Annotated in this window: 27 protein-coding genes; 2 read left to right on the top strand and 25 right to left on the bottom strand. The window is 60.4% G+C overall.

The window, feature by feature from the left end:
- Positions 1 to 5 precede the first annotated feature (5 nt).
- The 25 genes from recX to TU79_RS09205 all read right to left on the bottom strand — a co-directional run bounded on the left by recX (position 6) and on the right by TU79_RS09205 (position 17,200).
- Positions 6 to 473 (bottom strand): recombination regulator RecX, encoded by a 468-nt coding sequence (recX, locus tag TU79_RS09315; RefSeq protein ID WP_057007717.1) that lies wholly within the window; start codon positions 471 to 473, stop codon positions 6 to 8.
- Positions 474 to 481: 8 nt separating this feature from the next.
- The gene (gene recA / locus TU79_RS09310; protein ID WP_003231359.1) at positions 482 to 1,540 is read right to left on the bottom strand and encodes a recombinase RecA; all 1,059 of its coding nucleotides are present in this window, start codon (positions 1,538 to 1,540) and stop codon (positions 482 to 484) included.
- A gap of 83 nt (positions 1,541 to 1,623) precedes the next feature.
- Positions 1,624 to 2,124 (bottom strand): CinA family protein, encoded by a 501-nt coding sequence (locus TU79_RS09305; protein ID WP_057007716.1) that lies wholly within the window; start codon positions 2,122 to 2,124, stop codon positions 1,624 to 1,626.
- Between the two features lie 81 nt (positions 2,125 to 2,205).
- Positions 2,206 to 2,718 carry a lysis system i-spanin subunit Rz gene (locus TU79_RS09300; RefSeq protein ID WP_057007715.1) on the bottom strand — a complete coding sequence of 171 codons (513 nt, stop codon included), beginning with the start codon at positions 2,716 to 2,718 and terminating at the stop codon, positions 2,206 to 2,208.
- Complete coding sequence (locus tag TU79_RS09295) at positions 2,706 to 3,263, bottom strand: glycoside hydrolase family 19 protein (RefSeq protein WP_057007714.1); 558 nt, start codon at positions 3,261 to 3,263, stop codon at positions 2,706 to 2,708. The genes TU79_RS09300 and TU79_RS09295 overlap by 13 nt, the downstream gene beginning before the upstream one ends.
- A gap of 20 nt (positions 3,264 to 3,283) precedes the next feature.
- Positions 3,284 to 4,294 carry a contractile injection system protein, VgrG/Pvc8 family gene (locus TU79_RS09290; protein WP_057007713.1) on the bottom strand — a complete coding sequence of 337 codons (1,011 nt, stop codon included), beginning with the start codon at positions 4,292 to 4,294 and terminating at the stop codon, positions 3,284 to 3,286.
- 9 nt (positions 4,295 to 4,303) lie between these two features.
- Entirely contained in the window at positions 4,304 to 4,516 is a 213-nt protein-coding gene (locus TU79_RS09285; protein ID WP_057007712.1) for a tail protein X, read from the bottom strand.
- Entirely contained in the window at positions 4,509 to 4,892 is a 384-nt protein-coding gene (locus tag TU79_RS09280) for a phage tail protein (protein ID WP_057007711.1), read from the bottom strand. Before TU79_RS09280 ends, TU79_RS09285 begins: the two co-directional genes overlap by 8 nt.
- Positions 4,892 to 6,682 carry a hypothetical protein gene (locus TU79_RS09275; RefSeq protein ID WP_057007710.1) on the bottom strand — a complete coding sequence of 597 codons (1,791 nt, stop codon included), beginning with the start codon at positions 6,680 to 6,682 and terminating at the stop codon, positions 4,892 to 4,894. The genes TU79_RS09280 and TU79_RS09275 overlap by 1 nt, the downstream gene beginning before the upstream one ends.
- A gap of 5 nt (positions 6,683 to 6,687) precedes the next feature.
- On the bottom strand, positions 6,688 to 6,813 hold the full coding sequence (locus tag TU79_RS26730) for a hypothetical protein (protein ID WP_269457980.1): 126 nt from the start codon (positions 6,811 to 6,813) through the stop codon (positions 6,688 to 6,690).
- Positions 6,810 to 7,382: a phage tail assembly protein gene (locus TU79_RS09270; protein ID WP_057007709.1), complete on the bottom strand. Its 573-nt coding sequence runs from the start codon at positions 7,380 to 7,382 to the stop codon at positions 6,810 to 6,812. The genes TU79_RS26730 and TU79_RS09270 overlap by 4 nt, the downstream gene beginning before the upstream one ends.
- Before the next feature lie 182 nt (positions 7,383 to 7,564).
- Positions 7,565 to 8,071: a phage major tail tube protein gene (locus TU79_RS09265; RefSeq protein ID WP_057007708.1), complete on the bottom strand. Its 507-nt coding sequence runs from the start codon at positions 8,069 to 8,071 to the stop codon at positions 7,565 to 7,567.
- The gene (locus TU79_RS09260; protein ID WP_057007707.1) at positions 8,071 to 9,237 is read right to left on the bottom strand and encodes a phage tail sheath protein; all 1,167 of its coding nucleotides are present in this window, start codon (positions 9,235 to 9,237) and stop codon (positions 8,071 to 8,073) included. The genes TU79_RS09265 and TU79_RS09260 overlap by 1 nt, the downstream gene beginning before the upstream one ends.
- Positions 9,238 to 9,239: 2 nt before the next feature.
- Positions 9,240 to 9,413 (bottom strand): hypothetical protein, encoded by a 174-nt coding sequence (locus TU79_RS26280; protein ID WP_169793791.1) that lies wholly within the window; start codon positions 9,411 to 9,413, stop codon positions 9,240 to 9,242.
- Between the two features lie 86 nt (positions 9,414 to 9,499).
- Positions 9,500 to 9,802: a hypothetical protein gene (locus tag TU79_RS09255; protein WP_032869914.1), complete on the bottom strand. Its 303-nt coding sequence runs from the start codon at positions 9,800 to 9,802 to the stop codon at positions 9,500 to 9,502.
- 2 nt (positions 9,803 to 9,804) lie between these two features.
- Positions 9,805 to 10,638: a phage tail protein gene (locus TU79_RS09250; protein ID WP_231986899.1), complete on the bottom strand. Its 834-nt coding sequence runs from the start codon at positions 10,636 to 10,638 to the stop codon at positions 9,805 to 9,807.
- On the bottom strand, positions 10,635 to 11,165 hold the full coding sequence (locus tag TU79_RS09245) for a phage tail protein (RefSeq protein WP_057007706.1): 531 nt from the start codon (positions 11,163 to 11,165) through the stop codon (positions 10,635 to 10,637). The genes TU79_RS09250 and TU79_RS09245 overlap by 4 nt, the downstream gene beginning before the upstream one ends.
- Positions 11,162 to 11,800 carry a phage tail protein I gene (locus TU79_RS09240; RefSeq protein ID WP_057007705.1) on the bottom strand — a complete coding sequence of 213 codons (639 nt, stop codon included), beginning with the start codon at positions 11,798 to 11,800 and terminating at the stop codon, positions 11,162 to 11,164. Before TU79_RS09240 ends, TU79_RS09245 begins: the two co-directional genes overlap by 4 nt.
- A complete protein-coding gene (locus TU79_RS09235) occupies positions 11,797 to 12,792 on the bottom strand; it encodes a baseplate J/gp47 family protein (protein ID WP_057007704.1) in 996 nt (331 codons plus the stop codon). The genes TU79_RS09240 and TU79_RS09235 overlap by 4 nt, the downstream gene beginning before the upstream one ends.
- On the bottom strand, positions 12,789 to 13,121 hold the full coding sequence (locus tag TU79_RS09230) for a hypothetical protein (protein WP_015371360.1): 333 nt from the start codon (positions 13,119 to 13,121) through the stop codon (positions 12,789 to 12,791). The genes TU79_RS09235 and TU79_RS09230 overlap by 4 nt, the downstream gene beginning before the upstream one ends.
- 9 nt (positions 13,122 to 13,130) lie before the next feature.
- Positions 13,131 to 13,742, bottom strand: coding sequence for a phage baseplate assembly protein V (locus TU79_RS09225; RefSeq protein ID WP_057007703.1), 612 nt, complete (start codon positions 13,740 to 13,742; stop codon positions 13,131 to 13,133).
- A 3-nt stretch (positions 13,743 to 13,745) separates the two neighbouring features.
- Positions 13,746 to 14,261, bottom strand: coding sequence for a hypothetical protein (locus TU79_RS09220; RefSeq protein ID WP_057007702.1), 516 nt, complete (start codon positions 14,259 to 14,261; stop codon positions 13,746 to 13,748).
- 22 nt (positions 14,262 to 14,283) lie between these two features.
- Positions 14,284 to 14,622: a phage holin family protein gene (locus TU79_RS09215; protein WP_057007701.1), complete on the bottom strand. Its 339-nt coding sequence runs from the start codon at positions 14,620 to 14,622 to the stop codon at positions 14,284 to 14,286.
- Between the two features lie 589 nt (positions 14,623 to 15,211).
- Positions 15,212 to 15,946 carry a LexA family transcriptional regulator gene (locus TU79_RS09210; protein WP_057007700.1) on the bottom strand — a complete coding sequence of 245 codons (735 nt, stop codon included), beginning with the start codon at positions 15,944 to 15,946 and terminating at the stop codon, positions 15,212 to 15,214.
- Between the two features lie 312 nt (positions 15,947 to 16,258).
- A complete protein-coding gene (locus TU79_RS09205; protein WP_057007699.1) occupies positions 16,259 to 17,200 on the bottom strand; it encodes an alpha/beta fold hydrolase in 942 nt (313 codons plus the stop codon).
- A gap of 92 nt (positions 17,201 to 17,292) precedes the next feature.
- On the opposite strand from TU79_RS09205, the gene TU79_RS09200 reads away from it, so the two are divergent.
- Together TU79_RS09200 and mutS are read left to right on the top strand one after the other, a co-directional pair.
- Complete coding sequence (locus tag TU79_RS09200; protein WP_057007698.1) at positions 17,293 to 17,877, top strand: CGNR zinc finger domain-containing protein; 585 nt, start codon at positions 17,293 to 17,295, stop codon at positions 17,875 to 17,877.
- A gap of 178 nt (positions 17,878 to 18,055) precedes the next feature.
- Complete coding sequence (gene mutS / locus TU79_RS09195; RefSeq protein WP_057007935.1) at positions 18,056 to 20,647, top strand: DNA mismatch repair protein MutS; 2,592 nt, start codon at positions 18,056 to 18,058, stop codon at positions 20,645 to 20,647.
- Positions 20,648 to 20,656 lie beyond the last annotated feature (9 nt).

Raw genomic sequence — 20,656 nt, 5'->3', positions numbered from 1 at the left:
GCTGTTCAATCGTCCATATCCCGGCCGCTTAACAAGCGACTGATCATGTCCATCGAAAAACCGCGATAACTCAAAAAACGTCCCTGCTTCGCGCGCTCCCTGGCATCAATTGGCAGATGGCCAGAAAACTTGCGACGCCAGGTGTCTTCCAGTTGCGCTTGCCAACTAATACCGCACTCGCGCAGGGCAAGGTCGATATCGGCACGCTGCAGACCGCGCTGGCTCAGCTCTTCGCGGATTCGCGCAGGGCCATAACCGGAGCGGGCCCGATAGGACACGAAACTTTCGAGATAACGGGATTCCGACAGCAGCCCTTCTTCCGTCAAACGGTCCAGAGCTGTTTCAATCATTTCGGACTCTGCGCCGCGCTGACGCAATTTCCGCGTCAGCTCGACCCGACCATGCTCGCGGCGAGCGAGCAGGTCCATTGCAGTGCGCCGAACGGCGACGAGTGTATCCAATACAACGGTCATCGTTTGCTTCAGATATCAGTGTCAGCTTCTTCCACTTCTTCAACCGGCTCACGGTTGGCGGCAGCCTTCACATCCGGCGCTGCGGTAAGCAGCTTGTCGCGAATCTGCTTCTCAAGCGTGGCCGCGATATCCGGGTTCTCTGCCAGGAACTTGGCCGAGTTGGCCTTGCCTTGGCCGATCTTGCTGCCGTTGTAGGCATACCAGGCACCGGACTTCTCGACGAAACCGTGCAGCACGCCCAGGTCGATCATCTCGCCGTTCAGGTAGATACCCTTGCCGTAAAGAATCTGGAACTCAGCCTGACGGAACGGCGGAGCGACCTTGTTCTTCACGACTTTAACGCGGGTTTCGCTACCGACTACCTCGTCACCTTCTTTCACCGCGCCAGTACGGCGGATATCCAGACGGACCGATGCGTAGAACTTCAGCGCGTTACCACCGGTGGTGGTTTCCGGGCTGCCGAACATCACGCCGATCTTCATGCGGATCTGGTTGATGAAGATCACCAGGCAGTTGGCGTTCTTGATATTACCGGTGATTTTACGCAGCGCCTGGGACATCAGACGGGCTTGCAGGCCCACGTGCATGTCGCCCATTTCGCCTTCGATTTCAGCCTTGGGTACCAGGGCTGCCACGGAGTCGACCACGATCACGTCGATGGCGTTGGAGCGCACCAGCATGTCGGTGATTTCCAGGGCCTGCTCGCCGGTATCCGGCTGGGAAACCAGCAGATCGTCAACGTTGACGCCCAGCTTGCCGGCGTACTCAGGGTCGAGGGCGTGCTCGGCGTCGACGAACGCGCAGGTGGCGCCCATCTTTTGTGCCTGCGCAATCACCGACAGGGTCAGCGTGGTTTTACCGGAAGATTCAGGACCGTAGATTTCAACGATACGGCCTTTTGGCAGGCCGCCAATGCCGAGCGCGATGTCCAGACCCAGAGAGCCAGTGGAAATAGCCGGGATCGCCTGACGGTCGTGATCGCCCATACGCATTACGGCACCCTTGCCGAATTGACGTTCGATCTGACCCAGGGCCGCAGCCAAGGCTTTCTTCTTGTTGTCGTCCATTAAAGTCCTCACGTAATCAATAAGGCCTGGCGGCCAACACCTGTATAAGTAGACAGTATTGTTCCACAAAGATCAGAGATCGCCTACCCCTGATTTTCCATTTCTGCTGCAGCTCGTCGCAACAAGCCCTCCAGCGCGGCCTTTACCGCTTGTCGGCGGACCTCATCCCGGTTGCCGGGAAAGTGCGCCAGCTGCGCCGACACCTCATCACCCACCCCCCACGCCAGCCAGACGGTGCCCACCGGTTTGTCCGGCGAACCGCCATCCGGGCCGGCCACGCCACTGACCGCCACGGCAAAGCGCGACAGGCTTTTCTCCTGCGCGCCACGCACCATCGCTTCCACCACCTGCTGGCTGACCGCCCCAACCTTAGCGAACAACGGCTCCGGCACATTCAATTGCCGAGTCTTCTGCCGATTGGAATAAGTGACATAACCCGCCTCGAACCAGGCCGAGCTGCCGGGGATTCGCGTGATGGCCTCAGCGATGCCGCCGCCCGTACACGATTCGGCCGTGGTGACATGGGCATTGAGCACCTGCAAACGGCGGCCAAGTTCAGCGGCAAGCTGGGTGAGTTCGTTCACGGTCGTCTCCGGAAGTGGGCGGGCGTTCGCCTACCCTACAGGAGCCGAACAACCATGCAAGTTGCAGAGTGCATCAAGACGCTAACGCACAATCGCTCGCACAATCGCTCGCACATAGGCCTGGCACGCTCGCAAGGCGATCAGGGCGTTATCACCGTCGTCGGTGATGCCGATAATTCGCTGAGCATGCGCCGGGTCAAGTCGGGCTCGCGGGGCTGCATGAACCACGCTGCCGGCGGCGGTGGGGGCGGGCACTGCACTGCAACCGATGGCGTCGTCGGGGTCGAGAAGGACTGACAGCCGCACATCAGCAGTGGCCAGACGGTCACGCAGAGCAGTCTGGTTACGTTGGGCATCGCTCAACTCCTGTGCATGTTGTTTGTCGCTGGCGCTGAGCTGCTGCTCAAGGGCCAGGCGTTTATCCTGTTCTGCCTGTTGCTGGCGCAACGCTGCCTGGCTTTGCTGGCTGAGCGCCTGTGCATGGGCTGCCGACTGGCGCTCAAGCTGCGCCCCCAAACGCCAGGCCTGCACCTGCCACACCACGGCAATCAACAGGCCCAGACCGATCAGTCGATACACCGCTAGAAAGCGCATAACACCGCCTTCGCCCGCGCCCATAATTGCAAACGATCCTCCAGGCCATTAAGTCCGCCATTGATGCGCCGCGTGATGGCAGTGAACTGGTCTGTATCAGCCAGCGCGTTCAGGCCATTGCTCTGCCAGAACCACGCCGCAGACGCACAGGCCCACTGCGGCTGCTCCAGCAGTTCAGGGTGTTGCAGCAGGCGATCATCATCGAACAATGCCTGGCTGCAGGCCACGTAGTTGCGCCGCCCGGTGATCTGGATCAGGCCCCTGCCCCGATACTTCTGGCCGTCGCCATCGGCTTGGGGCGTATTGCCCAGGCGCGCGGCCAGGGTACCGGTGTCGTATTTGCTGAGGTATTGATCACTGCCCAGTTCGCGCACATAGCGCAGTTGGCCGGACTCGTGGCCGATCTGTGCGAGGAACGCCGCCCAGCGTTTTGCGGTATTGATCTCATAGCGGGCGCTGGCGTCATTCAACGCGGTTAAAAACAAGCCCGCTCTGGGGCGGGACAAGGGCATGACATTAATAAGCTGCGCGAGTGATATCACCATGGTTATTACTCTGGAAAAGTCTAGGCCGACAAACCGCCTGCAATGATGGAACTGCGATAGCCCGTCGCCGGATCCCCCACGTGCGTCACCTTATTGATCGACCAGCGCCCCTGCATGTACGACGGCCAGGATTCATCCAGCAGCAACAGACCTTCGGCAGCCAGCAGCGGGTTACCCGGACAATCGATCATCAATGTCAGGCCCTCGCGGCCGACACGGCGCAATTCCGCTTCAGCAACGGACTGCGCTTCGGCCTGGTTCTGATAGCGCTGGCGCAGTGTCTTGAACGGCGCGACGCCAACCTGGGCCACACGTTGCTTGCCCGCTGCCGCATCCCACCAGGCAGCGCGACTGCCCATGTACTTCGAGCGCGATTTTTCGTCGAGCGTGGCGGTGATGAAGGCCGGTTCACCGGGGCGATTGTCGCGGGTCACCGATAACGTGACGTCCGGCAACAGTTGACCGGAAAGCGACTTGACCCGCCCGGCCTCCGCCAGCACATACAGCTCGTTGATCGGCTTGGTCACCGCACGATAACGCTTGGCCAAACGGGTGATGAATGCCATGTCGCTTTCGTTGGACTGGTCGACGTGGGCAATCGCGATCCCGTCCAGCTCGGGCGCCACGCGCGGTGAATAGCCGTGGCGACTGACCAGTTGGCGAAACAGTGCGCCCAGGGTGGTCGGCCCGTAACTGGCAGAGCGACGCTGACGATAGCCACTGGCATCCTGCACGCTGAAAGGTGCAGCAGTGGCGACGATCATCAAGCGCATGGGAAACAGCACCGGCGTTCTTTGGGTAATCACGAACTCGCCTTTCTCCACCAATCCGGACTCCTGATAACCGACTCGCAGGCCGATCTTGCCGCTCAGGCTGGGCAAGCCCTCCAGGCCCTCGATATTGAGGGTCAGTTCCAGCCGATCGGCCTCAATGCCCGCCGCATCAGTGTGACTCCAATGCATCAAGCGTTGATTGAGCAGCGCCGCATTGGCGCCGTAAAACTCCACGCTGGGGGTAAATCCCTGTGTCATGTCGCCTCCTTAATCCCAGGCCGAAACGGGACGCACGGCAGAAGGCCGCGACGCCAGTTCAGGCACGATCACCCACACGCCTGCCGGCAGCACCGGGCCGTACTCGGCAAGCTCAGGGTTCAGACGCCAAAGCGTTTCCTCCGCGCTATCGTCGCAACGGCCCAGCTCCCGGTAGAGCAGCAGGTTGACCGAATCCCCGGCAATACTTCGCACTCTACGCATTAACGAATTCCTCCAGTTCAAGAGTCCAGGTCATGACCATGGCGGTGCCGTCATCGATCACGTTGCTTTGGGCTTCCGTCACCGAATTGATCCGCCACAGGCCCCAATTGCGGCCGATACCGTCGACCAGCGGCAGCGGCGCGCGGGTATTCTGCAAGGCGCGCAGTTCGTCCAGTCGCTGCATGCCCACGGCGTACATCGCGGTACCGCCGAAGGTCAGTTTTTCCAGCTTCTGGCCGTTCTGTCGCGACTGCGGCTTGCTGGCGATAATCGCCAGGTCCTGCCAGCCGCCATCGCTGGCGCGGGACAGCGTGGAATAGGCGAACCCTCGGGACAGGCCGAATATAAAGTCGCCGAGCACCATTTGTTGTCGCATCAATCACCTCCTGATGGATCGGCCAGTGCCGCGTTGCGTCGGATGCCCAGGGTGTCGGTCACCATCGGCAGGCATTGGAACTGCAGGGCCTGGATCACCTGATTGACCACCTGCTGGGCGTCCGCCGGGTTCACGCCGGTGATCTGGATGCTCGGCGAGAGTGTGACCTGGACGTTATCCGTGCTTGCGCGGGTGAGTTCCTTGCTCAGCGCGTTGGGCGCGGGCAGACGATCGCTTGAGCCAAACACTTTGTCCCCGAGCCAGGCGCCCGCTTCACTGCCGAGCAAACCGCCAATGGCGCCGCCGATGGCGGTACCGACACCCGGGAAGACCAGGGTGCCAAGTGCGGCGCCAGCGGAAGCGCCAGCCCAGGCGCCACCGGCAGTACTCAAACCGGCGCCGACGGCATTGACGTCACCATTGCGTAAGCCCTGCACCACATCGATGGCCGTGTCGACGTACTTCAATGGGCCCAGGCGACGAGCAGCGCCGGACTCCAGCCTGGCCAGCGTGCCGGACAGACCTGCCGCCAGGCCTTTTTCGCTGCTGCGAGCCAACGGTCGGATGGCTGCCGGCGCACCAGGGGCGGCAAGCGAATTGCCGGGAAGTTGCGTCGACGGCGGGGCCACACGAGCCGCGTCGAACGGCACTGGCGGCTGGCCCATTGCATTGAGTGCGGGGGCTGGCCTGATAAGCGGCGCGGGATGCAGTGGTTGGCGTTGCGCGGATTGCTCAGGGCCGGCTGCCCGAGGTTGGCGTTGCAGGGGTTGCTCGCTGCCGAATGCCAGGGGCTGGCGCGCAACCGGTTGGCCCGGCCTCGGAAGCCCGACGCGCCGCTTCTTGTTCGCGGCGGGTTTGGCCTTGTCTTTCCTGCGTACCGTATCGCCAACACTCTCGGGCATCTGCGCCGCAGATCCGCCCAGCGCACCCGGCGCGCCGAAGGACAGTGGACTGGCGCAGCAACAGTGCGCGTCTTTGCCCTTTTCGCCATCAAAACCGCCGTCCTTGAACAGCTTGCCAATGCCGGGGAGCCTGCCAAGGGTGGCATCGACCACATTGCCTGCAACCCGGCTTTTAATCGTTTCTCCCAATCCTGAAAGGACTTCGGAAATCACCGGTGTCACCGTGGTCGATACCACGGCCTGCGCCGTTTTGACCGCGCTGGCCAAAGCCGGTGAACCTTCAACAGCGCTATTGGCGCTCTGCGTCAGGCCGGTCCTGGCCTTCAACCACAGCGCTTCGCCCCACACCGGTGCGGCGTCCAGGGTCGTGGAAAAGCGTGTTTCGCTTGCACTGGATGCTTCGCGCAGCACGCTGATCGACTGTTCCGAGCGGGCTGTTTTATCAAGCGTCAGGTTGCTGCCCGAATACTGCAGCGCACTGGCCAGATCAGTGATCTGCGCGCTGCCTAGCGTCAGGGCCTCGCGGGTTTGCCGCTGATCCACAGACGTGCTCGAAGTGGACTCAGACAGCGTTGTTGATTCTGTCCGCTCATCCCTGCGCACAGGCTGCCGATCAAGGGTTCTCAACGATGACAAGACGGTGTCGAGCGAGTCCACACCCTCGCGCAAGGTGCCCAGCGACTGCGCCAGTTCATCAAACTTCAGATTCGCGTTGGTCAGCGCAGCCACTGTTTCGGACAGCGCAGGCAAGCCCGCGAGTTGGCCTGAACTGTGAGCTGACAGCGCGCCTGGACTGGCAATATCGGCATCATTGGCGCCCTCTGCGCGACCGAAAACGCCCTGACCATCCCTGGCCACGGCATAGGCGAGCGAATAGGTATTCTGCATCCCGCTTACTCCTGTTTGACGCCAAGGCGAGTGATCGCGATGTCGTAGCGGCGCAACGCTTTTGCGGCATCCCAATCGAGGATGTCCGCTTCAGTTACCGAGTAAACCAGCGGTACCACATCAAGGATCACTTCGATGTCGCGCTGCGAAAGAAGTCCGCCGGTTGATTTAAAAAATCGTCGATGCGCTCCTGCAGTTCTGTCCAGTCGGGCACGGTCAAGTCGCCCAGGTCAGGGATCATCAGGCCGGTGCAGTGAGCGGTGATGAACTCGGCGCGCTCTTTGTTGGTGGCGAGTTTTTTCATCACCTTGGTGGCACGCAGGGCGGGCATTTCCAGGGGCAGTTCGGTCAGCGTGCGCCCAGCGGCATGGAGCGGCAGCAGCAACTGGACGGGTTGGTCGTGGCGACTTTCTTCGTGCGTTTGCAGGAAGAACGACGCCGGGCGAGTCGACATTTCATGCACGTATTGCGCGATGCTCACGTAGTCCGGGCGCTTGAGTTGGTCGAGCTCTTTTTCCGACAGGCCGGTGGCAAGTTTCGCCAGTTCGAAAAACTGGTCGTCCTCGTCATCACCGGCCCGGGCCAGCGCGTCTTTTTGCGCGGCGTAGAACAGCGGTTTGAGTTGCACCTGCTCGATCGCAGCGCCGGTGTCGGCGGTGATCGGGGACAGCAGGCGATGCAGCGGTGGCATCCAGGCCATGGGGCTATTCCTTGATGAACGTGGGATAAAAGCACCGCAACCGTGAAGCCGGGCGCGGTCAATGTGGGAGCCGGGCTTGCCCGCGATGCAGGCGACTCGGTGTATTTGCTGAACCGAGGTGATGCCATCGCAGGCAAGCCAGCTCCCACATAAACCGTGCGCGCTTCAGGTTGCCGGAATGCTTAGGGCATCAGTACGGCGCGGCGCGCGTCGCCGAGAATGTCGACGCCGTTGAGCACAAACTTCTGGGTGCGCACGTCGATGTCGATCACCGAAATGCCGTTTTCCAGGCGGTTGTAGGTGCGGCACGACAGCTCCAGCGTGGTGAGCGCCTTTTCGCCCATTTTCAGCTTGGCTTCGCCCAGGGATTTCAACTTGCCGCCGACCGTGTGGTAGGTGAAATAGGTCTTGCCGTCCTGATCCTGGCCGGCCTCACGCACGTTCAGCAGGATGTCGTCGCCCGTGCGTACGCCCAGGGCCAGCATGATTTCCGGGCCGGCCCCCTGCAGGATCAAGGTGGCATTGAGCACCTTGCCGCTCTTGGCCATTTCTTCAGCAATGAAGCGGCCACCGGACATGGATTCCATCTCGAATTCGATCTTCGGCGGGGTGAACTCCTCAACGGTCGCGGACAACGGCAGGCCTTGAAGGGTGGCCGCAATGGCCTGTCTGACTCGGTTGGTAAACATTAGAGAACGTCCTCCAGGAACTGCTCGATGATTTCATCGCGGGCGTTGAGTTGATAAACCATGTGTTCGTTCGGCGCGTAGCGGCCGTAGTCGATGACGATGAACCAGGTGCCGTTCTTGTACTTCTCGACGCTGTTCAATTCCGGGTGCAGGTACACGCTGCCGCCGGGAATGGTTTCGTCGGCCACCAGGGTTTGCAGCCAATCGTTGATGCGCTTGACCTCCTGGTCCATGAAAGACTTGGTGAGGTTCTTGACCATGGCTTTTTGCCCGGCTTTGACCAGCTTGCGGCTGATGGCGTCTTCCAGGCCGACGTAGCTGATGAACTTGCCGGTGAGGGAACGGTTACCCAGCAGCGAGAAGCCGCCGAGGATGGTGCGGGCGTAGTAGCTCACGCCATAGCGGTTGAGCAGGTCGCCTTCGGTGGAGGTGTCGAGGATGTTGTACTCGACCACGCGGGAAACGTCTTCGGCGAAGGTCACCTGGTTGCCCGGGCTTTCCCACTGCTTGACCTTGGCCAGTGCGGCGATGGCCAGGGACGATGGCGACAGGAACACGTTTTTCTTCGCCGCCTTGGAGTACACCGACGGCATGTTGTGCACCAGCAGGCAGCGGTCGAAGCCGAGGTCGGCACCGCCCAGTTCACCGCTGTAGGTCACCTGGTCGGCCACACTGGTGTCTTTGCCATCAAGCACCACACGGGCCTTGATGCGCTTGCCGAAGGCAGCAAACTCGCTGGCCACGGCCTTGGTGCCGGTGAAGCCCGGGGCGCCGATGATGGTCAGGTCTTCAGGGACGCTGCTCAGGGCCGCCAGGCCCAGCTTGCGACCGGTAACGGGTTCGTTGCCGCCAATCACGTTGTTGAGGGTGTCGGCCGGGGTTGCGCCCTCCTCCACGATCACCACGTAGACCGGCACCTTCACCACTTTGAGGATCTGGTACACCGCTTGAAACAGCGTGCCCGACTCAGTACCGGTGGGGTCCAGCAGTGCCTGGGTGGTGAAGCTGTTGATACGGAACGGCGCGTTTTTCGGGATCGACCCGTGGGCGTTCGGCGCGGTGCCGACCAGACCGATCACGTTATCGCCCAGACCACCCATGGCCTCGGGGGACTCGGTGGCGTTGACGGTGATGCCGTTGTGCTCGAAGTTCAAAACCTCAGCCATGATTATTCAGCCTTCTTGGGGGTGGAGTTGAGGACGCTGGTCAGTTCCAGACGGCCGGCGGTGCGCAGCGCGGATGCTTCGACGTCCAGCAGTTCCAGCTCCTCGCCAGCGGTGGACCAGTGGCCACCTCCGATGGGGAATGGGATGAGGACGGTGTAGGTTTGGCGGGTGGGCATGGTGAAATTCTCCAGGTGGAAAACGCCAAAGCCCCTGCGGGAGGGGCTTTGGGGAGGCGAAAAAAAACCGCTTTCGCGGTGGGGTTTCAGATACGGTCAGGCAGCGGATAGAGCGCCTTGATTTCGGCCACTTTATCGCGCCAGGCCTTTTCCTTTTCCGGGGTTTCGTCGTACTGCCACTCCAGAAACAGAGGATCGGCCTGTGTCATGTACAGCGTACGACGTGCAGTGATGACCTCTTCGAGTCTGGCATCGCTCTCGGCGGCCTCGCACAGTTCGTTGGCGCGAAGTTCGCTGAAACCCAGCGAAATCAAGGTTGGACGATCCGCTGGAACGTTAATAAGTGTTTCGCCCGAGGCCAAAAGCAGCTTTTTGATAGTGCGAGCCATGGTCATACTCCTTTCACTGCATAGCGCTTATCGTTATCCAACGTGTAGGCGGTGTTACTTTCCGGATAGGTTGCACCCAACTCAGAAGCCGTCATCGCGAACGGTTTGACCTTCCAGGAAATTTCATACTCTGGCGTAACCGATCGACTCAGCTCCACTTCTTCATCCACACGGCTGAAGTTCACAGGCGCCTGGAAACTTTTAGTGACGAGATAAGTCAACCCTCCACGCAGGTAGCAACCGGACTCCAGCGGCGAAGTAGTAAAAGCACCCGGCGTAAGGTTCAGCCAGATCGGCTTAAGACCGGTGACGGGGCGAACAATACAAAACATGCCGAACTGCGCTTTACGCGCCGTTTCTCGATAAGTTTGGGAAATGCGCTTTATAGTCAGAAAGTTTGCATCTCCATTCCAGGGAATACCGCAGCCTTCCATCTGAAGATTCAAGCCGGCAACGTGAGTGTCAAAATTATTTTTGAACGGATTCAACTCCTGATTTTGAGCGTAATTTCTGGAGATGATAATCTCCGAAACGCCTTGCTCATTACCCGGCATACGCCACCAGACAGGGTAAAAAATGTCGGTGGACAGTCCGGTCAAATCAATTTCCTGAGTGTAGGACGCACGGCCATTGATATCCTTGGCTTGCACAGTGGCTCGCCAGGCAGAAAACTGCGCTTGCGCAGCCTCTACACGCGCATCGATTTTGCCGATCTGGTTGGTTACCTCATCGGTAAGTTTGTTACACGCATCTACAACTTTCGTGATAGTCGCTTCAATTCCCATCATCAACTCCCTGTCAATTAGTCTTTCCAGCACTTTTGCAAGTGCCCTCACTTTGCTTCCAGTTGCCTGACCCTGAGCATTAAATCCACGTGCCGGGACATATTGCCTACTGACGCGGCGGCCATGATCGCGATCTCCTCAGCCAACAACAAATTCAAGTTGTCACTCCCCACCACAATCGTCACGCTGTCCGCCGGCAACGGCGAAACATCCAACGTAAATTTTTGCAGCACCCGCGCCGCCGCCGCTTTATACGTCAGCAACTTCCCGGCCACGGCATACACCGCCAGCAAGGTTCCACTGGCGAGATAAAATCCGAACTCGCCAATTTCATACTCGCCGTCGCCGTCAAACAGCGCGGCCATCCTGAGCTGGTGGTCGCCCAGGTCTTCGTAATCCACAATGGCGACCCGCTGGCGCTCATCGCGCAGGGCAACTTCAGTGCCGTCGGGGTTGTAGCGGCCGGTGCCGGCGCCGATGTGGGTGATTTCGCCTTTCAAGCCCTGGTTCTTTGCCTGCAGCACTTCATCCAATCCCTTGGAGGTGAAGCGCACCAGGCGCGTGATGTCATCTGTCATGGCTGCGCCCTGAGGTCGTAGTCGTTAATGGTGTAGTGCCGGGCGAGCCCGGTACTGTTAAGCCGGGCAGTCAGCGCCAATTCCGGCAACGCGCCGTCCAGATACAACTCCCCGTCGCTTAACGGGGCATCGAGAACCTGGGTGAGCGCAAGCTGACCTTCGGTCTCGTGAACAAGGGTGATCGTGGCCTGGTCCCGCTCGCTTTTCGCGGCGTTGATGCGGCGGATCAGCCGATTGTGATCGCCACTGGACCAACTGCGCCCAATGATCGCCTGCACGTCGAAGGTATATGGCGCGCCGATGGGTTGTTGCTGATACCAGGCACGGATGTCGGGGGTAAAACCCAGTGACTCCACCGCATGGCTCAATGCCTTGGGGGTGCCAGCCTGACGCTGGATCTGCCAGGACAGGGCCACGGTGAGGCGCTTTTCAGACTCGCTGGCGTCGGCATCCCATTCGCTGACTCCACGGTCGGCAGCCAGATAAGGAAGAAACTCGCTCGGGGTCTGCAGCGGGTTCATCAGCGCTGGAAACGGCGGCATGACCCGGTCGAGCAATACCCCGAACGCCAAATCCAGTGCCTTTTCCAGCGGTGAACTGTTGGCCGGCAACACACTCGCTTTGGGTTCACTCATAGCGTGAGCACCTCCACCTCGACACCCGTGCAATACGGAGCCTCGAACGCCGAGCTGACAATCGGCTCCAGCGGTTCAAGGATCTGCAGTTGCGCCGCGCCAGCACTGTGGATGGCATAGTCGATCCAGCTCGGGTCCACCCGCCCTTCCAGGCGATGGCAGGACTCGGCGTACTCCTGCAGCAGCTTTTGCGCGGCGACCTGGGTGAGTCCGGAATCCGGTCCGGCGTTGATCTTGGCGACCACACGGATTTTGTACGGCAGGATGTGCGCGCCTTGCACACTGACCAGGTCGGTTTCCGGACGTACATCCGGCCGTGCGAAATGCCGTCGCACGCCGTCCAGCAAGTCCGCAGACGGCGTGCCATCGCCCTCTCGCGCCAGGACGGTGACCATGACTTCACCCGGTGCGGTTCGCCGCCCATTGCCATCCTTGACCCGCACCGCATAACCATCCGGGTCGAAGGTATACGTGACGGTGACCACGCCCGGCGTCGCGCTCTGCACATTCACCGCAGGGCGTTCGCCGAGGGTGAACACTTCGCGGCGGTACTGCATGCGCGAGCCGGCGGCCGGGGCGTGGGGAGCGAGGTAGTAGCGCAGCCTGGCGTCGTCGTCGCTTTCCAGGGTCGGCGGCACCGGCGGGAAAGCGGCCGGGTCGCCGGGGTCCAGCACCTGACGTTCCAGGCCCATATCGGCCAGGCGTGCATCCAAATTGCTGCCGGTGGCCCACCACGCCAGCATCTGCTTGATGCGGGCGTTGTATTTGCGCTCATGGGCTTGCAGACGCACGCAAAAGGCTTCCAGGGCCAGGGTCAGCAGTTCGCTTTCGTTGTCGAGGCTGACCTTGAGTTTGGCCGCGCTTTGCGGCGCGCGGGTGGCAACATAATCCACCACGAACGCCTTGAATTCGGCCAGCAAGGGTTCGAACTCGTCCACCGCAATGATGGCCGGTTCCGCCAGCTGGTTCTGGCCTGGGATCAGCATGCTCATGTCACGACCTCGAAGGTTTGTTGGCGATTTTTCCAGGTGCCGGAGAACCGCAGCAGCAAGCCGGCCCCCTGGCGAGTGGCGACGATGACCTGGGGTTGAAAGTCGCCGATGCCGTTCTGTGCGTTATAGAACGCCTGGGCGGCGTGGCTCTGCGCAAGAATCAGCAGGTCATCGCCAAGGTTCTGGCCCAGCAGTTGCGGCACCCGCGAGCCGTACAACGGACGCTTCTGGCGAGTGCCCAAGGGAGTGGTGAGCGCTCGGGTGGCGCGCTGCACGAATTGCAGCCAGTCATCGACGGCTGCCCCGCTGTTTCGGTCGATACCGATCATGGGATGTCCTTATCGGGGGCTGATGAGGCGCCCCTGGTGGTCCACCACCGGGCCGCTGAAATGCGCACCGCCGGCGTCGAGCAACAACGCGGTGCCGCCGATTTGCAGGGTGATGCCCTGGGCGTTGAGGATCAGGCTGGTGGCACCGACCCTGGCCTCGATCTGTTCGCGCGAGCCGGTAAAGGTGGTCGGGCCGTTGACCCAGTTGAACGTGTGGCTGGCATCGTCGTAGTCGCTCTGCGTACCGTCCTGATGACGGCGCCGGGTTAACGACGCCACGCTGGACACTGGCGGAAACAAACTGCTGTTGAGGCCGAACAAGGCCACGGACTGCGCGCCCCCCTCACCGCCGCCGTAGTTGAGCAACAGGCACTGCTCACCCACCGACGGAATGCGCGTTTCGGTTTGCGCACCGGCACTGGGATTGAAAAAGCGGATAGCCGGCGTGAGCAGATCGCCATGGCTGACCTTGCAGGTATTGGCGGCGGCGTCGACCTGCTGGCAAACGCCGATTCGGCAGAAACTGTCGGCACGTCGATACAGGTCTTCGAGCTGGCTTTCCATTTCTGCCAGGCGCTCGACAATCGGCCCCAGCTGCATGCGTAAGAGCGCGTCGAACATGAGTTACTCCGCCAGTGGCTTGTATTGGTCAGGGTCATTGATGTTGGTGACTTCCCAGGTGCGGGCAAACAGGGGCTGGCCTGTAGGGTCGTTGAGCAGCACCGGCCCGATGTAGAGGGTTTGGGTGAAGGAAACAGCCCAAGTGTCGTAGTCCGTTGCTGCACCGGTCCGAGAAGATGGAGCGGCAACGATGTTCGTCGGCAAATCACACTGTGCCTGGGGCAGCCCCCATCGGTTGTCCAGTACCAGATCCATCAGTTGGCTGGCCAGGTCGCAGGCATCGAACGGCAAGGCACCCGGAGCAACCATGGCCTTGAGTGAAAGGGCCAGGGCGTGCGCCTTGCGCCCTTCGGGCGAGCGGATGCCGGGGCCATTGCCCTCGACCGTGACCTGCACGCCGGTGTTTGCGCCGCCCTCCTGAAAGTCCTGATGGCTGCCGACTTTCAGGTCGGGGAAGGCGGCGTGCAGCGCCTGGCCGATGGCTTGCGGCAATTGGGAGGGTTTTTCGATGAGCGTCATGTCAGTGGCTTCCTTGCAGCAATTAACGCGGATCCTGGCGCGGGCCTTCATTGACCCCGATACGTTTGGCCGCCCAGCGCTCGTAGAGCCCGATGGCGGCATCAGCGCCGGCCATGGCGGTCAGGCAGCCAATGGCACCGGCCGTCCAGATCGACATGCCGGCGGCGTAACACAGCATCAGGGCTGAAACGCCGCAGACCATGCAAGCCCCGGAGCGCAGCGCCAGGCGCCGAATCAGCGACCAGCCACGGGCGCCTTCCTTGTCGGCACGCCACATTTCGCCGGATACCCCGCCGATCACCGCCAATATGATGACCAGCCAGATAGGCATTTCCGCTAACGCTTGTTGTTCGTTTGTCATGTCACGCCTCCTGGCTGAGCACTGGATAGTCCGTTTTTCATTTACAAATAGTTCGATAGGTAGGCATTCCAAAAAGCCCGGTTGCCCGGGCTTTTCAGTAATGCTGTCCGCGGACGTTCGGCGCTACTGGCGCGGTACGGTCCTTCCCTCAATGTTTTTCCGACCACGATCCCTGTCTGCCGGATAACTGCTTCTGGTGCTTTACGCTGCACACCCGGGCCAGTTGCCAACCCTCTGAACCGTTAAGGCCGGTTCATCGCTGCCTGTTTTTGAAGCGGTACCCCTAAAGAGCGTCGGCATCCTTGCCGGTGTTGCCTGGCTTCCCTGCCATCGCTTCGATGGCATCCTTGCCGATGTTGCGTGCCTTCCCTGTCTTCCCTGGCGGCATCCTTGCCGCCTCCACCAGACCTTGTTGGCTGGCTTGAGGTGAAGAATATGCATGTATGCATATACAGTCAATGCATAAATGCATTTATTTCCCTTGATGAAATGCACGAATGCATTTTCAGCCAGGCCGGACTGGGGGTTGAGCCGTTTAACAGGCGAAAAAAAACCTGCTCGTTGGCAGGTTTTGTCTTACAGAAGAAGGTTAGCGAGCGTACATGCCCCACCAGAACACATGACCGAGGATGCTGATCTGCTCGTCCTGAATATCCTGGAAGCTGTAGTCCTCGTCCGGGTGCTCATCGCGATTGAAGCTGCGCAGGCGAATCCCGGAAGGCAGGCGATAGAGCTGTTTAACCCGCAATTGCCCGTTGTGATTGATTGCATACAGGTCGCCGTCAACGATATCGCCAATGCCGCTCTTGCCTGCATTTACCCCGACCGTGGCGCCGTCACGCAACACCGGCAACATGCTGTTGCCACGCACCGTCACACACTTGGCCTGATCAAATTGCACACCGTTATGCCGCAGGCTGCGCTTGCCGAACCGCAGGCTGGCCTTCTCGCTTTCCTCGATGACGAATCTTCCTGATCCAGCAGCCAATTCAACCTCACGCAGAAAAGGGATCGACACCTCGTCGTCATTCACGGGGGTGTCGTCGTCCCACAGGCTTATGTCCTTGAGTTCAGAATGCATCGGGTCGCGCTCTTCGTCCCGCGGAGCGCCAACGGCCGCGCGTCCGCGCAACTGATCGGTGCTGACGCGAAAGTACTCGGCGATGCGGGAGATGTGCTTGTCCGACGGGTCAACGATCTTGCCGCTGAGGATTCGGGACAGGGTGGATTGAGGCACACCGGTGCGCCGGTGAAGCTCCGTGGGGGAGATCCGGTCGCGGTCCAGCAGCTCTTTAAGGACGATTGAAACGTTGCGTTTTTGCATAACGGCAGATAGTGCCGGGAGATCTGGCGCTTGGCAAATGCTGATTTGCATATTTTGTGCGTTATAGCGGAATCGTGATACGGCATTGCGATAATGCCGCCCTTGAAAGCGGTTATCGTCACTTTAATTTGATAGTAAAAAAGCATCCGACATCGAAAACGCTAACAGATCAGACATTCGCCAAGGCCAGAGACCGAGAATATTCATTCTCAGCCTCGCCAGGTTACCGCGCTCAGTGCGCTTGATGTGGGAGTGAATACGGCTTCCAAACCGAGCGCCCTTCCTGTCCTTGGACAGGCATGGGCACCGCTTCTAACGAACGTTTTTATCCAGAAACTCACGAATCACCGGCGTGATTTCCCTGCTGTGGGTTTCCAGCGCGAAGTGCCCGGTGTCGTAAAAGCGAATATCCGCCTTGGGCAGATCGCGCTTCCACGCCTGCGCTCCGGCCGGCAGGAAGAACGGATCGTTTTTTCCCCACACCGCCAGCAACGGTGGCTGGTACTTGCGAAAGTACGCCTGGAACGCGGGGTACATGGCGACATTCGAGGCGTAATCCAGCAACAGGTCCAGCTGGATATCCACATTGCCCGGTTTCGTGATCTGCAGGCCTTCCAGGGTGTAACCGTCCGGCGATACCGTGCTCTTGTCGGCAACCCCTTCAAGGTATTGCCACTTGATGGAAGCTGGTGTCGGGAAGTCATGCAGCGCTTCGCGGTTCTGTTGCGTGGGTGCGTTCCAGTACTTCTGGATAGGCGCCCAGCTGTCGCCCAGGCCTTCCTCATACGCGTTGCCGTTTTGCGAAATGATCGCAGTGACCCGCTCCGGATGGGCGACCGCAAGACGCCATCCCACTGGCGCGCCGTAGTCGTGAACCATCAGCGCATATTTCTGGAGCTTGAGCTGTTCGGTGAACTGGCCGACGGTCTTCGCCAGTTGGCTGAATGTGTAGGGGTAGTCGCCCCGCGCAGGCGCTTCGGTGAAGCCGAACGCTGGCAAATCCGGCGCGATCACGTGAAAGCGATCGGCGAGTTCGGGAATCAGGTCGCGGAACATGAACGATGAGCCGGCGAAACCATGAAGCAGCAATACCGTCGGTGCAGCAGGGTTGCCTGCCTCACGGTAGAACACTTTCACGTCGCCTACTTGCTCGTAGCGGTAATGAACCTGGCGCTCTGCATCTGCAGCTTGCGCGCCGCCTACCAGCAGAGAAGCCGCGAGCCCGGCGGCGGCAATGGGTTTGGAAGCAGTCATGGCGATTTCCTTGTAACCGTTTAATTTGAGGTTTGAAGGTTACGTATATTTTTGGTAACCTGTCAAACATATTTTATGAGTTACATAACACCATGACCTCGATCAATACCGCCTCCGGCGCCCCCTTCCTGGCTGACAACCTCGCCCTCGACTTCATCAACAGTCAGTACGGCGTGGGCGAGCAACAGCATGACTGCCTCAGCGATGATCAAAGCGTGATGGATTGGCTCAGCACGGCTGGGCTGTTGCCGAAGAACGCTGAACTGCAAGCGCCCGAAGGGCTGCTCGCCGAAGCACGTCAGCTGCGTGACGCTGCGAGGGCGCTGGTGAACGCGGCAATGAATGGCGTGGCGGTGGATCTCGGCGTGATCAACCAGGTGCTTGAGGCAGGTCGCCCGGTCAGCAGGCTGGAATGGGAGAGCCAGACGCAGGGATATCGGCTGGGCGTTCAGCGAACGGACAGCAGCCCGGAAAGCTTGCTATGGCCGATAGCCGATGCGTTGGTGAATGTGGTGACGGGCGACAAGTTCGAATTCGTACGCCAGTGCGAGGCGCATGACTGCATTCTGCTCTTCCACGACTTGAGCAAATCCCACCGCCGCCGTTGGTGCAGCATGGCGACCTGTGGCAATCGCATGAAAGTGGCGGCGTTTCGGTCCAGGCAGAAACCGGACTAAGCGCCAAAAAAGGGAGCGGCACATTTGAACAAGTGCGCCGTCCTCCTTTTGTGTTTTACCGGGCCGTTTGCAACCTGCGAACCCCCGACCTCGCGTGTTAACCTTGCGCCCATCGCAATAAATGCTGGGCCAAGCGCCCCTTTGCCCCACCACTTTCAACGAATTTGCCTACTATCCAATGAGTAAAAACAGCTCCGATCTGTCTTCCCACACCCCAATGATGCAGCAGTACTGGCGCCTGAAAAACCAGCACCCTGATCAGTTGATGTTCTATCGCATGGGCGACTTCTACGAAATCTTCTACGAAGACGCGAAGAAGGCGGCCAAGCTGCTGGACATCACCCTGACAGCGCGAGGGCAATCGGCGGGGCAGTCGATTCCGATGTGCGGGATTCCTTACCATTCGTTGGAAGGCTATCTGGTCAAGCTGGTCAAGCTGGGCGAGTCGGTGGTGATCTGTGAGCAGATCGGCGATCCGGCCGCCAGCAAAGGACCGGTGGAACGCCAGGTGGTGCGCATCATTACGCCGGGCACGGTGAGTGATGAGGCGCTGCTGGATGAGCGCCGCGATAACCTGATCGCGGCGGTGCTGGGTGACGAGCGTCTGTTCGGGCTTTCGGTACTGGATATCACCAGCGGCAATTTCAGCGTACTGGAGATCAAGGGCTGGGAGAACCTGCTGGCGGAGCTTGAGCGTATCAATCCGGTGGAATTGCTGATACCGGATGACTGGCCCAAAGACCTGCCGGCGGAAAAGCGCCGTGGGACCAAGCGTCGCGCGCCGTGGGATTTTGAGCGTGACTCGGCGCTGAAAAGCTTGTGTCAGCAATTCTCGGTGCAGGACCTTAAAGGCTTCGGCTGTGAAACCCTGACCCTGGCCATTGGCGCGGCTGGCTGCCTGCTCAGCTATGCGAAGGAAACCCAGCGCACCGCCCTGCCGCACTTGCGCAGCCTGCGTCATGAGCGGCTGGACGATACCGTGGTGCTGGACGGCGCCAGCCGTCGCAATCTGGAGCTGGACACCAACCTCAGCGGCGGGCGTGACAACACCCTGCAATCGGTGGTCGACCGTTGCCAGACCGCCATGGGCAGTCGCTTGCTGACCCGCTGGCTGAACCGTCCGCTGCGGGATTTGAGCGTGCTGCAAGCGCGGCAGACGTCCATCACCTGCCTGCTGGACGGCTATCGCTTTGAAAAGCTGCAGCCGCAACTCAAGGAAATCGGTGATATCGAGCGCATCCTGGCGCGGATCGGTCTGCGCAACGCGCGGCCCCGTGACCTGGCGCGACTGCGTGATGCCTTGAGCGCGCTGCCGCAGTTGCAAGACGCGATGACCGAACTGGACACGCCGCACCTGCAACAGTTGGCGGTGACGGCCGGTACGTATCCTGATCTGGCCGCGCTGCTGGAAAAAGCCATTATCGACAACCCGCCCGCCATCATCCGTGACGGCGGAGTACTCAAGACCGGCTACGACAGCGAGCTGGACGAGCTGCAATCCTTGAGCGAAAACGCCGGTCAGTTCCTGATCGATTTGGAAGCCCGAGAAAAGGCACGAACGGGCCTGGCCAACCTGAAAGTCGGCTACAACCGTGTGCACGGCTACTTTATCGAGTTGCCAAGCAAGCAGGCCGAGTCGGCGCCCATCGACTATCAGCGTCGCCAGACGCTTAAAGGGGCCGAGCGCTTTATCACGCCTGAGCTCAAGGCGTTCGAAGACAAGGCGCTATCGGCCAAGAGCCGGGCCCTGGCGCGGGAAAAAATGCTCTATGAAGCCCTGCTCGAAGACCTGATCAGCCGCCTTGCCCCTTTGCAGGACACCGCAGCCGCCCTGGCGGAACTGGATGTGCTGAGCAATCTGGCCGAGCGTGCGCTGAACCTGGACTTGAACTGCCCGCGTTTTGTCAGCGAGCCGTGCATGCGCATCGTGCAGGGTCGCCACCCAGTGGTGGAACAGGTCTTGACCACGCCGTTCGTGGCCAACGATCTGGCGCTGGACGACGATACCCGCATGCTGGTGATCACCGGTCCCAACATGGGCGGTAAATCCACCTACATGCGTCAGACCGCTTTGATTGTGCTGCTGGCGCATATCGGCAGCTTTGTGCCGGCGGCGAGCTGTGAGTTGTCGCTGGTTGACCGCATTTTCACGCGGATCGGTTCCAGCGATGACCTGGCCGGTGGCCGTTCGACCTTCATGGTGGAGATGAGCGAAACCGCCAACATCCTGCATAACGCCACCGAGCGCAGCCTGGTGCTGATGGACGAAGTCGGACGCGGCACGAGTACCTTCGACGGCCTGTCCCTGGCCTGGGCGGCGGCCGAGCGCCTGGCGCACCTGCGTGCCTATACGCTGTTTGCCACCCACTACTTCGAATTGACAGTACTGCCGGAAAGCGAGCCGCTGGTGGCCAACGTGCACCTTAACGCCACTGAGCACAACGAGCGCATCGTGTTCCTGCACCATGTACTGCCAGGCCCGGCCAGCCAGAGTTATGGCCTGGCCGTGGCACAACTGGCCGGCGTGCCCGGCGACGTAATCACCCGCGCCCGCGAGCACCTCAGCCGCCTGGAAACCACGGCGCTGCCCAACGAAAACGTGGTGGCCAGCCCCGCCAAAGCCAGCAGGAAACCCGCTGCGCCGCATCAGAGCGACATGTTCGCCAGTTTGCCCCACCCGGTGCTGGACGAACTGGCCAAACTCGACCTCGATGACCTGACGCCGCGCAAAGCACTCGAAATGTTATATGCACTGAAGACTCGGATATAACGCAGACGC

Source organism: Pseudomonas trivialis (assembly GCF_001439805.1).
In the GTDB taxonomy this organism is placed as follows: Bacteria; Pseudomonadota; Gammaproteobacteria; order Pseudomonadales; family Pseudomonadaceae; genus Aquipseudomonas; species Aquipseudomonas trivialis.
This window is presented reverse-complemented; position numbering and strand designations above follow the sequence as displayed.